The 12982-nt window shown below is 32.7% G+C and carries 9 protein-coding genes; 5 read left to right on the forward strand and 4 right to left on the reverse strand.

The annotated features are described in order from the left end of the window. Positions 1-15 precede the first annotated feature (15 nt). The 3 genes from pfkA (at position 16) to AB2B44_RS09170 (ending at position 2636) form a co-directional block, all read left to right on the forward strand. Positions 16-999, forward strand: coding sequence for a 6-phosphofructokinase (pfkA, locus tag AB2B44_RS09160; protein WP_369049278.1), 984 nt, complete (start codon positions 16-18; stop codon positions 997-999). A 19-nt stretch (positions 1000-1018) separates the two neighbouring features. After that, a complete protein-coding gene (gene gap / locus AB2B44_RS09165; RefSeq protein ID WP_369049399.1) occupies positions 1019-2017 on the forward strand; it encodes a type I glyceraldehyde-3-phosphate dehydrogenase in 999 nt (332 codons plus the stop codon). Between the two features lie 256 nt (positions 2018-2273). After that, positions 2274-2636: a methylglyoxal synthase gene (locus tag AB2B44_RS09170; protein WP_369049279.1), complete on the forward strand. Its 363-nt coding sequence runs from the start codon at positions 2274-2276 to the stop codon at positions 2634-2636. Between the two features lie 66 nt (positions 2637-2702). Here AB2B44_RS09170 and AB2B44_RS09175 read toward each other — a convergent pair whose 3' ends face one another. Next, positions 2703-3419 carry a YebC/PmpR family DNA-binding transcriptional regulator gene (locus AB2B44_RS09175; RefSeq protein WP_369049280.1) on the reverse strand — a complete coding sequence of 239 codons (717 nt, stop codon included), beginning with the start codon at positions 3417-3419 and terminating at the stop codon, positions 2703-2705. A 40-nt stretch (positions 3420-3459) separates the two neighbouring features. After that, complete coding sequence (locus AB2B44_RS09180; RefSeq protein ID WP_369049281.1) at positions 3460-5088, reverse strand: acyl-CoA carboxylase subunit beta; 1629 nt, start codon at positions 5086-5088, stop codon at positions 3460-3462. A 219-nt stretch (positions 5089-5307) separates the two neighbouring features. Here AB2B44_RS09180 and AB2B44_RS09185 point away from each other — a divergent pair, with 219 nt between their 5' ends. Beyond that, complete coding sequence (locus AB2B44_RS09185) at positions 5308-6147, forward strand: thioredoxin family protein (protein WP_369049282.1); 840 nt, start codon at positions 5308-5310, stop codon at positions 6145-6147. 134 nt (positions 6148-6281) lie between these two features. Here AB2B44_RS09185 and AB2B44_RS09190 read toward each other — a convergent pair whose 3' ends face one another. Both AB2B44_RS09190 and gyrA read right to left on the reverse strand, forming a co-directional pair. After that, on the reverse strand, positions 6282-7517 hold the full coding sequence (locus AB2B44_RS09190; protein WP_369049283.1) for a tetratricopeptide repeat protein: 1236 nt from the start codon (positions 7515-7517) through the stop codon (positions 6282-6284). A 30-nt stretch (positions 7518-7547) separates the two neighbouring features. Then, on the reverse strand, positions 7548-10058 hold the full coding sequence (gyrA, locus tag AB2B44_RS09195) for a DNA gyrase subunit A (protein WP_369049284.1): 2511 nt from the start codon (positions 10056-10058) through the stop codon (positions 7548-7550). A 344-nt stretch (positions 10059-10402) separates the two neighbouring features. Between gyrA and AB2B44_RS09200 the strand changes: the two genes are divergently transcribed. After that, entirely contained in the window at positions 10403-12958 is a 2556-nt protein-coding gene (locus tag AB2B44_RS09200) for an ATP-dependent Clp protease ATP-binding subunit (RefSeq protein ID WP_369049285.1), read from the forward strand. The last annotated feature ends 24 nt before the right edge of the window (positions 12959-12982 follow it).

Genomic DNA, 12982 nt, shown 5'->3' on the forward strand with positions numbered 1-12982 from the left:
TGGACACATAATATTATGGGAAAAATTAAAAAAATAGCAGTAATGACCTCTGGAGGAGATGCCCCAGGAATGAATGCTGCCATTCGGTCTGTAGTTAGAACTTGTGCATATTATAGCACTGAGTGTGTTGGTATTTATAGAGGATACCAAGGGTTAGTTGAGGCAGATTTTATTAACTTAACAGCAAGAAGCGTTAACAATATTATACACAAAGGCGGTACTATACTAAAAACAGCTCGCTCTACAGCTTTTAGAACAGAAGAAGGTCGTAAAAAAGCCTACGAAAATTTAAAAGAAAATGAAATTGATGCGCTTGTTGTTATTGGTGGAGATGGCTCGTTTACAGGAGGTGTAGTATTTAACCAAGAATATAATTTTCCTATTATAGGAATTCCAGGTACTATTGATAATGATATCTATGGTACAACTCACACTATAGGTTACGATACTGCATTAAACACGGCGGTAGAGGCTATCGATAAAATTAGAGATACCGCATCATCACATAATAGACTTTTTTTTGTTGAAGTAATGGGGCGTGACGCTGGCTTTATAGCATTAAATGCTGGTGTAGGAGCAGGGGCTGAAGAAATATTGATACCAGAAGAAGACTTAGGGTTAGACCGTTTGTTAGAATCATTAAAAAAGAGTAGACGAGCAGGAAAATCATCAAGTATTGTAGTGGTTTCTGAAGGAGATAAAACAGGTAAAAATGTTTTTGAATTAGCAGACTATGTAGAAGAAAACTTACCAAATTACGAAGCAAGAGTATCTGTTTTAGGGCACATGCAAAGAGGAGGATCGCCAAGTTGTTTTGACAGAGTGTTAGCTAGTAGGCTAGGGGTAAAAGCAGTAGAATTACTAATTGATGGGCAAACAAATTTAATGGTTGGCTTACAAAATAACGAAGTACAAACAACCAGTTTAGAAAAAGCAATAAAAGGTCAACATACCATAGACAAAGAATTATTACGCGTTTCTGATATAATGACCATTTAATAATAAATAAATTTAAAACATAATTATGATTAAAATAGGAATTAACGGATTTGGAAGAATAGGTAGAATTGCTTTTAGACAAGCCATTACTAGAGATAATGTAGAAGTGGTAGCAATTAACGACCTTTTAGATGTAGATTATTTAGCCTATTTACTAGAGCACGATTCAGTGCACGGACGTTTTCAAGGCGATGTAAAAGTTCAAGGAAATAGTTTAGTAGTTAACGGAAAAACCATTAGAGTAACTGCCGAAAGAAATCCTGAAAATTTAAAGTGGGATGAAGTTGATGCAGAGTATATTATTGAGTCTACTGGATTTTTTACATCAAAAGAAAAAGCAAGTTTACATATTAAAGGAGGAGCAAAAAAAGTATTTATTTCAGCACCTTCACCTGATGCAAAAATGTTTGTAATGGGGGTAAACCATACAACAATGGAAGCTACAGATACTTGTGTTTCAAATGCTTCTTGTACAACAAACTGTTTAGCACCTATTTCTAAAGTAATTAATGAAAACTTTGGTATAGTAGAAGGTTTAATGACAACAGTACACGCCGCAACTTCTGGGCAAGGAATTGTAGATAGCCCTAATAAAGACAGAAGAAGAGGAAGATCGGCATTAAACAATTTAATTCCTGCCTCTACTGGTGCAGCAAAAGCAGTAACCAAAGTAATTCCGTCTTTAGAAGGTAAATTAACAGGAATGGCAGTTAGAGTTCCTGTAGCAGATGTATCATTAGTAGATTTAACCTTTAGAACAGAAAAAGCGACTTCGTTAAAAGAAATATTAGCAAAATTAAAAGCTGCTTCTGAAGGTGAGTTAAACGGAGTTTTAGGATATACAGAAGAAAAAGTAGTTTCGCAAGATTTTGTGTCAGATTCAAGAACTTCTATTGTAGATGCTGATGCTTGTTTAGAATTAAATAGTAACTTTTTTAAAGTAGTTTCTTGGTACGATAACGAATTTGGTTATGCTACTAAAATTGTTGATTTAATAGAGCATGCTGCTTCATTGTAAATTGAATACTTGTAATGGTTTTTGCCATAAAAACAAGAGAAGATATAAACCATAACAAAATTAAAAGCTGATAGACGTTAAAAATCTATCAGTTTTTTTGTTCTTATTCGTTTTATATTTGTATTTATAAAATATAAAAACGAGTAATACACATATTTTGTAGTAGCAGTATGAGTTAGTTAAATTAAAATGTTAGAATTACTCAAATACTTTTTACCGAGATAAAATTTTCACAAATTTCACAATATAAAACCATATGGAAATAGCAATTATAGCACATGATGGAAAAAAAGCAGAAATGGTTCAATTTTTAAATGAACATAAAACTGTTTTACATCAAAAAAACATAAAATTAATAGCTACTGGAACTACCGGAACAAATGCCGAAAAAGCAGGTTTTGAAGTTACTAAATATTTATCAGGCCCATTAGGTGGAGATGCACAAATAGCGGCAAGAGTTGCTGAGGGTAAATGTAATATGGTGTTGTTTTTTAGAGACCCGCATGAAAAGCATCCGCACGAACCCGATATTACTATGTTGTTAAGATTGTGTGATGTTCATAATATTCCATTGGCGACTAACTTAGCTACTGCCGAATTATTAATACAATCAATTTAACCAAAAAAAATATCGAGGGTTAATTTTAACCCTCGATATTTTTTTTGGTGCTTAGTTAAATGTTATTTATTCTTCCATACTATGATATACATTTTGTACATCATCATCTTCTTCTAAACGCTCTAAAAGTTTATCAACATCTTCTTTTTGATCGTCTGTAAGTGAAGTAGTTGTGGTAGGAATTCGTTCAAATTCTGAAGATAAAATTTCAATATTATGGTCTTCTAAATATTTTTGAATAGCGCCATATTGATCAAAAGGAGCATAAATTAAAATACCATCCTCATCTTTAAAAACTTCTTCAACTTCAAATTCAATCATTTCTAGTTCAAATTCTTCCAAGTCCATACCTAAAGTATCTTCGTTAATTCTAAAGTTACAAACATGGTCAAACATAAAAACAACAGACCCTGAAGTGCCTAAATTACCATCGCACTTGTTAAAAGCGGCTCTAACATTAGCTACGGTTCGGTTATTATTGTTAGTCGCTGTTTCTACAACAACAGCAATACCATGAGGGGCATACCCCTCAAATACTACCTCTTTAAAATTTTCGGTATCTTTTTCTGATGCTTTTTTTATCGCACGCTCAATATTGTCTTTCGGCATATTGGCAGCTTTTGCATTTTGAATAACAACTCGTAAACGCGAGTTTGTTTCAGGGTTTGGTCCTCCTTCTTTTACTGCCATTACTATGTCTTTACCAATTCGTGTAAAGGCTTTAGCCATAGCAGACCAACGTTTCATTTTTCTTGCCTTTCTAAATTCAAATGCTCTTCCCATTTTAAATATTTAATTTTTATTGTATAAATGTTTTTTGTTTTTAAACTTGTAAAACGCCCATGTTAAATGATTTTTTAATAGGGGCGTGATTGGCAGCTTCAATGCCCATAGAAATCCATTTTCGGGTATCTAACGGATTAATTATTGCGTCTGTCCATATTCTTGCAGCAGCATAATAGGGCGAAATTTGATTGTCGTAACGCTGTTTAATTTTATTAAACAACTCAGTTTCTTTTTCAGGAGTAATTTCTTCGCCCTTCTTTTTAAGAGAAGCGGTTTCTATTTGTAATAAAACTTTTGCGGCAGAACGACCACTCATAACGGCTAATTCGGCACTAGGCCATGCTACAATTAATCGAGGGTCATAGGCTTTGCCGCACATAGCATAATTACCCGCCCCGTACGAATTACCAATGATAATGGTAAATTTAGGCACAACAGAATTGCTTACAGCATTAACCATTTTTGCTCCGTCTTTTATAATACCATTATGTTCAGATTTGCTGCCGACCATAAATCCAGTAACATCTTGTAAAAAAACTAACGGAATTTTTTTTTGGTTGCAGTTTGCTATAAACCGAGTGGCTTTATCAGCAGAGTCATTATAAATTACGCCACCAAATTGCATTTCGCCTTGTTTATTTTTCACCAATTTTCGTTGGTTTGCTACGATGCCAACAGCCCAACCATTTATACGAGCATATCCTGTTAAAATGGTTTTTCCATATCCTTCTTTATATTGTTGAAATTCAGAATTATCTACAAGTCGTTTGATAATTTCTAACATATCATATTGAGCATTTCTTTCTTTCGGAAGGATACCAAAAATTTCTTCAGGGTTTTCTTTTGGTAAGCTAGCTTGTTTTTTGTCGAATCCAGCCTTTTCAAAAGCACCTATTTTATCAACGATGTTTTTAATAATGTTTAAAGCGTCTTTATCATCTTTGGCTTTATAGTCTGTTACTCCTGAAATTTCACTATGAGTGGTAGCACCACCTAGTGTTTCGTTATCAATAGTTTCACCAATAGCTGCTTTTACAAGATAACTACCTGCTAAAAAAATACTTGCAGTTTTATCTACAATAATTGCTTCGTCACTCATAATAGGTAAATAAGCACCTCCGGCAACACAGCTACCCATAACGGCAGCAATTTGGGTAATTCCCATACCACTCATTAGAGCATTATTTCTAAAAATACGACCAAAATGTTCTTTGTCAGGAAAAATTTCATCTTGCATGGGTAGGTAAACTCCAGCAGAATCTACTAAATAAATAATTGGTAAGCGATTTTCTATAGCTATTTCTTGAGCGCGTAAATTTTTTTTCCCAGTAATAGGAAACCAAGCACCAGCTTTTACAGTAGCATCGTTAGCAACAATTACACATTGTTTTTCTTTTACATAACCAATTTTTACTACCACACCACCAGAAGGGCAACCTCCATGTTCTTTGTACATTTGATCTCCAGCAAAGGCAGCTATTTCAATAGACTCGGTGTTAGGGTCTAATAAATAGTCAATGCGCTCACGTGCAGTCATTTTTCCTTTTGCATGATGTTTGTCAATCCGTTGTTGCCCGCCACCTAATTTTACCTTGGCAAATCGTTGACGTAAGTCGGATACGAGTAGCTTATTATAATCTTCATTTTTGTTGAAGTCGATGTTCATAAAACACGATTGTTTTTGTGTGCTAAAATAAGAAAATCAAAAGAAATAGAAATAACAGTTTACAAGCTAATTCTTTTATCTTTTCTAGTAGAAAAATGTTGCCTTTATTGTAAGGTATGGGCTCTTTAAAAGAGTTTGAGAAGTTTGTTGGGTTGTAATAAACAAAATGATTTTATATCTTTATAACAACTTTATAACTATTCTAAATTACTTAAAGCTATGAAAAAACTATTAATAGCTATATTACTTATTGTGTTTTTACCGCAAAAAATTAAAGCTACTCATTGGCTTACTTCTTTTGAAGATGCTCAAAAACTTGCAATTGCAACAAATAAATTGATTGTAGTTGATTTTTGGGCTACATGGTGCGGACCTTGTAAGGCAATGGATGCTAATACTTGGAGTAAACCCGAAGTACAAACCGTATTAAATAATTTTATTCCTTTAAAATTAGATATAGATATTAATCATTCGTTGGCTTTAAAATATAATGTAAAAAGCATTCCGTATGTTTTTATTATCGATTCTAATGGTGAAGTTTTGTTTCAAAGAATGAGTTATATGAATGAAATTCAAGTAATAGAAATTCTTAAAAAGTATTCGTATGTAACTAAATTAATGCAAGATGAATTATTAAGTTATTACAAAAATAAGACAGGAGATAATGCATTACAGTTGGCTGAAAAATATTTGGATTATTCTATTTATGTAAAAGATGAGGTAAAAAAAGACTTTTTAAGACTTGGTAAAGACTACTTAAAAAAAACGTATAAATTATATAAGAAAGAGGGTGATAGTAAAAAAAACAAACAACGAATTGATCTTTTAACAGATGTTTATATTGCGATATTGCAAGGTGATTATACTGATGCTTTGAAAAAACTAAATAAGAAGTTTGATGAAAATAAAATCGAAGACTCTAATAAAACGCTGTATAATTTTTTAAACTATATCGCATATAGTAAAATACAAGATAGAGAAAATGCAAAATTATGGTATAAAAAATTAGAGCAGATGGAGGGGTATCAATCTTTTTTTTTAAAGTCTAGAAAAATTTGAATAAAAATAAAGAGAAGTAGTAGTAAAAAGCAAAACTTATAAGTGGTAATCTATTTAAATTAATACTATAAAAAAGACTGCCTTTTCAGACAGCCTCTTTTTTTTAGTCAAAATAGAAAATTAATAATTTCTATTTATTTCATAGAATTATAGATGTCTCTATATTCTTTTGCTTTACTTTCCATTTCTAAACTGCTATAAATATTAGATAAAACTCTAACAGTTTCAGCATTTCTTTTTAAGTTGTCTGCTTTTTCTAAGTAAGGTAAAGCTTCTTTATAAACACTTTTTTGTTGTTTTTCTAACTCATCATATTTACTGGCGTTAGTTAAGTTTTGATTCATTTCATCAACAATAGCTTTTTCTTTATTTAGTATTGCTATTCCTAAATTTTCGTATGCATCAGCATAATCTGGTTTTAATTCGATAGCTTTTTTATAATATTTTTCAGCATCATCAGTATTACCTTGATTATAATTAATTACACCTAGGTTAAAATATAGTGTAGGGTTATTAGGGCTTTTCTCGATTCCTTCTTGCATTAATTCTTTAAACTTATCCATTTGCTTTAACTGAATATACAAGTCGGCTTCAGTTAATAATAAGCCCATATCATTAGGGTCTTCTTTACGTGCCTCTTTAACAGCAGCAACTGCTTCTTCGTTTTTTCCTTGTTCTTTTAATATTAAGGCAATATTTTTTACAATTGTACCTTTTTTAGACTCGCTCTTTTTTGTCTCTGGCTTAATATATTTACCACTTTTTACCATTAAGTCTCTACTTGTTTTTGAACCTATATTTTCTACTTTTCCTGTTTCTTTATTAGTAGCTAGGTATTCTGTGGTAATACCAGTATATCCTATTTTTTTAAGTTCATTGTAGTATTTTAAAGCATTGTCGTAATCTTTCCCTTGAGTTGCAGAAAGAGCGGCGTTAAAAGCATACACAGTATCTTTAGGACTTAGTAGATAAGCTAAATAAAATTTTTTGGCGGCATTGCTATAATCTTTTTGCTCGTTATATAATTTTAATGCTTTGTCAGACACTTCTTTAAGCATACCATTAGCTATTGGTTGAGCTTGTTTGGTATATTTTGACTTTTTTTCAACCTTCTTTAAATTTTCAAAGGCTTCGGCAGCCGTTTTATAGTCTTTTTTTGCAGCATAAGCTTGTCCTTTTAAAAAATAAAACTTTGCTTTTGAGTCGCTATCCATATCTTTTACTAAGCTTTCGGCACTAGTAATAGCTGCTATGGCTCCTGCAATATTTTTTTGTTTAATGGCTTTTTCAGCAGCTTTTAACTCTTTTTTTTGTGCAATAGCTGCAAACGACATAAATACCAATGTAAGTATTAAAATTTGTTTTTTCATTTTAAGTTGTATTATATTTAATAATCTTCGTTATTCTTGTTCATTATTATTGCTGTCAATTTCTGTGCCATTTTCAAAATTATCTTCATCATCTTCATCTTCATTTTCTCGCACTACTTTTGCTACAGCGGCAATACTATCGTTATCTTTTATATTTATAAGTTTTACTCCTTGAGTGGCACGTCCCATAACACGTAGATCTTCTACCTCCATACGAATAACAATACCTGATTTATTGATAATCATCAGGTCATTTGAATCGTCAACATTTTTAATGGCGACCAAATTACCAGTTTTTTCTGAAATATTCAACGTTTTAACTCCTTTACCACCTCTATTGGTAATTCTGTAGTCTTCTAAATTAGAACGTTTTCCGTATCCTTTTTCTGATACAACCAAGATGTTACTTTCCATATCATTAACGGCTACCATACCAATAACCTCATCGTTATCGTCTTGTAAGGTAATACCACGAACTCCAGAGGCGGTTCTACCCATAGGTCTAGTTTTGGCTTCTTCGAATCGAATAGCTTTACCTGATTTTAAGGCTAACATAACTTGGCTATCGCCAGTGGTTAATTTAGCTTCTAATAATTCGTCTCCATCTTTAATGGTAATGGCATTAATACCATTTGCTCTTGGACGAGAGTATTGCTCTAAAGAAGTTTTTTTAACTTGCCCTTTTTTTGTAGCCATAATAACATAATGGCTATTTATGTAGTCTTCGTCTTTTAAATCTTCGGTTACTAAAAATGCTTTTACTTTATCGTCTTGTTCTATATTAATTAGGTTTTGAATAGCTCTACCTTTTGTGTTTTTACCGCCTTCAGGAACTTCGTAAACACGCATCCAAAAAACTTTTCCTTTTTGGGTAAAAAACATCATATATTGATGGTTTGTCCCTACAAATAAATGTTCTAAAAAGTCTTCATTTCGAGTAGTCGCTCCTTTTTGTCCACGCCCACCTCTATTTTGAACTTTGTATTCATCAAGATTGGTTCGTTTTAAATAACCTGCATTAGATATGGTAACCACTACTTTAGAGTTTGGTATCATATCTTCAATACGCATATCTCCACCAGCATATTCTATTGTTGAACGACGCTCATCACCATATTTATCTTTAACGCTAATTAATTCTTCTTTTATAATTTCGTAACGTCTAGACTCATCACCTAAAATATCTTTTAAATCGGCAATAGTATTCATTATTTCGTCATACTCTGCGCGTAGTTTATCTTGCTCTAAGCCTGTTAGTTGGCGTAAACGCATTTCTACAATTGCTTTGGCTTGTATTTCGGTAAGCTTAAAACGAGCAATTAATTTTTCGCGTGCTTCATCGGCATTTTTAGAGCCTCGAATTAGGGCAATAACTTCATCAATATTATCTGAGGCAATAATTAGGCCTTCTAAAATATGGGCACGTGCTTCAGCTTTTTTTAATTCGAATTGAGTTCTTCTAACAACTACTTCATGGCGGTGCTCAACAAAATAATGAATAAGTTGTTTTAAGTTTAATTGCTCTGGGCGACCATTTACTAAAGCAATATTGTTAACACTAAACGATGTTTGTAGCGGAGTGTATTTGTATAATTTGTTTAAAACAATATTAGGTATAGCGTCTCTTTTTAACACATATACAACACGCATTCCTTTTCTGTCGGACTCGTCTCGAATACTAGCAATACCTTCTAATTTTTTATCGTTAACTAAATCAGCAGTTTTTTTAATCATTTCTGCTTTGTTAACTTGATAAGGTATTTCTGTAACAACAATACATTCACGACCTTTAACTTCTTCGATTGAAGCTTTGGCACGCATTACAATTCGTCCTCGACCTGTTTTAAAAGCATCTCGAACTCCGTCGTATCCATAAATAATTCCTCCAGTAGGAAAATCGGGAGCTTTTATGTGTTGCATTAATTCGTCAATCTCAATGTCCCGATTATCAATATAAGCGATAGTTCCGTTAATTACTTCCGTTAGGTTATGAGGTGCCATATTGGTGGCCATTCCAACAGCAATACCAGAAGCTCCATTTACAAGTAGGTTTGGAATACGGGTTGGTAAAACAGTAGGTTCTTGTAGGGTGTCGTCAAAATTTAATTTGTGGTCTACGGTTTCTTTTTCAATATCAGATAACATTTCTTCTGATATTTTTTGCATTCTTACCTCGGTATATCGCATTGCAGCAGGGCTGTCTCCATCTACCGAACCAAAGTTTCCTTGCCCATCTACCATCATATAACGAACACTCCAATCTTGCGCCATACGCACCATAGAGTCATACACAGAGGTGTCACCATGTGGATGATACTTACCCAAAACCTCTCCAACAACTCTAGCTGATTTTTTATAAGACCCTGTTGATTTAATACCTAACTCGTGCATGCCAAATAAAACTCTACGATGTACAGGTTTTAAACCATCTCTAACATCAGGTAATGCTCTTGACACAATTACCGACATCGAATAATCGATGTACGCAGATTTCATTTGCTCTTCAATATTAATCGGAATTAATTTTTCACCGTCTGTCATATATTTTTTGTTGTTAATTAATTACAGTTTTTTTTAAATAAAAAGAGAATTTTATATGGTATAAAATTCGATTAAAACCACCTAAAAACAAAGGTGATTTTAAAACAAGGCAAGATACTATAAATCGATAGCATACACAAAGGTTTTAGCGCTTTAAAACAGTGGAGTTATTAACAATTTAATAGAGTTTTTAACAGTTGTTTTTTGTTTTTTATAGTCTAAATTCATCTCTTGTTTTAAGCCGAAATGACAGTTTTTTAGAATTGGCATTTTTTTTGCTTTTTATTTGTGGGTAGAAGTAAAAATTTTCTACTAAATTTACCAACAAGAAAGAAATATATATTATGGACGATAATTTTTCACCAAGAGTACGCGATGTAATTACCTTTAGTAAAGAGGAAGCTTTACGTTTAGGGCATGATTATATTGGCACAGAACATTTACTATTGGGACTTATAAGGAAAGGAGAAGGAAAAGCAATTGATATTTTGACTAGTTTTGATGTAGATTTAGATTTGGTGCGTAACCGTTTAGAAAAACTAAATCCGTCAGCACCATCAATTAAACAAGAAAACGAAAAAAAGAGTTTACATTTAACTAGACAAGCAGAGAAAGCGATAAAAACCACTTTTTTAGAAGCCAAATTATACCAAAGTAATTCGGTAGATACGGCACATTTATTATTGTGTATTTTACGCAACGAAAATGACCCTACAACAAAATTATTACAAAAATATGGGGTATATTATGAAGATGCAAAATCATTATATAAACAAATACATACAAACGATATCGATTTACCAATTAACCCAGTAGCAGAAACTCCATCAGATGATGAGTTCGCTGAAGAAAAAGCAACCCCTTTTGAATCCAAAAAAGGAAAACAGGCTAAAAATTCTAAAACACCAGTTCTTGATAATTTTGGACGTGATTTAACAGAACTTGCTGAAAACGGAAAGCTAGATCCTGTGGTTGGACGATTAAAAGAAATAGAGCGAGTATCTCAAATTTTAAGTAGAAGAAAGAAAAATAACCCAATGCTAATTGGAGAGCCTGGTGTAGGTAAATCTGCTATTGCTGAAGGGTTAGCTTTACGTATTGTAGATAGAAAGGTGTCTCGTATTTTATTCGATAAACGTATTGTGTCACTAGATTTAGCAAGTTTAGTAGCAGGGACAAAATACAGAGGACAGTTTGAAGAACGTATGAAAGCGCTGATGAACGAACTAGAAAAAAACGATGATATTATTTTATTTATAGATGAAATACATACCATTGTTGGGGCAGGAGGTGCTACAGGTTCATTAGATGCATCTAATATGCTAAAACCTGCATTAGCACGAGGCGAAATTCAATGTATTGGTGCAACTACCCTTGATGAATACAGAACCAATATAGAAAAAGATGGCGCATTAGAACGTCGTTTTCAAAAGGTAATTGTAGACCCAACATCAGTAGAAGAAACCATACAAATTTTACACAATATTAAACCTAAATATGAAGCGCATCATCATGTAAACTTTACCGATGAAGCTATAGAGGCTTGTGTAAAATTAACCAATCGTTATATGACAGATCGATTTTTACCAGATAAAGCTATCGATGCTATGGATGAAGCAGGCTCTCGTATACACATAACCAATATAGTGGTGCCTAAACAAGTATTGGAGTTAGAAGCGAAATTAGAAGAAATTCGCGTTCGAAAAACCAAAGCTGTTAGCGGTCAAAAGTATGAAGAGGCAGCTAAATTACGAGACGACGAAAAAAACATAGAATCAGCGTTAGAATCGGCAGAAAATCAATGGGAAGAAGACTCTAAATTACATAGAGAAACAGTTACAGAAGATAATGTTGCCGAAGTTGTTTCGATGATGACAGGTATTCCTGTAAATCGTGTTGCTGAAGCAGAAAGTACTCGTTTAGCAGATTTACCTAAACTAATTAAAGGTAAGGTAATAGGACAAGATGAAGCTGTAGCTAAAGTGGTTAAAGCCATTCAGCGTAATAGAGTAGGGTTAAAAGATCCTAATAAACCGATAGGTTCATTTATCTTTTTAGGTTCTACAGGTGTAGGAAAAACACAGTTAGCAAAAGTATTAGCTCGTGAATTATTTGACTCTGAAGATTCTTTAATTAGAGTTGACATGAGTGAGTATATGGAAAAATTTGCCATTTCTCGTTTAATAGGTGCGCCTCCAGGATATGTAGGATATGAAGAAGGAGGGCAATTAACCGAAAAAGTACGCCGTAAACCTTATTCGGTAGTATTACTAGATGAGATAGAAAAAGCACATCCAGATGTGTTTAATATGCTGTTGCAAGTTTTAGATGATGGATATATTACCGATAGTTTAGGAAGAAAAATAGATTTTAGAAATACAATTATTATTATGACTTCTAATATCGGTGCTCGTAAATTAAAAGATTTTGGTGCTGGTGTTGGATTTGGAACTGCGGCTAAAAAAGATCAAGCAGATGAATATGCTAAAGGTATTATAGAAAATGCCTTGAAAAAATCGTTTGCCCCAGAGTTTTTAAATCGAATAGATGATGTAATTGTATTTAACTCATTAGAAAGAGAAGATATTCATAAAATTATTGATATTGAGTTAAATAAATTATTGAAACGCATTGGCGATTTAGGTTATGTTTTAAATTTAAGCGAAAAAGCAAAAGATTATATTGCTGATAAAGGCTTTGATAAAAAGTACGGAGCACGACCTTTAAAAAGAGCTATTCAAAAATATATAGAAGATGCTTTAGCTGAAGAAATTGTAAATGCTAAATTAGATGAAGGAGATACTATTTTTATGGACTTAGATGAAAAAAACAATAATCTTTCTATTAAAATAGTTAAAGACCAAAAGAGTAAAGAAACTCAAACAGAGGTTGATAAATAAAGGTTAACAATAAATTTAAGTTTA

The sequence above is a fragment of the Tenacibaculum sp. UWU-22 genome, from assembly GCF_041021355.1.
GTDB lineage: Bacteria > Bacteroidota > Bacteroidia > Flavobacteriales > Flavobacteriaceae > Polaribacter.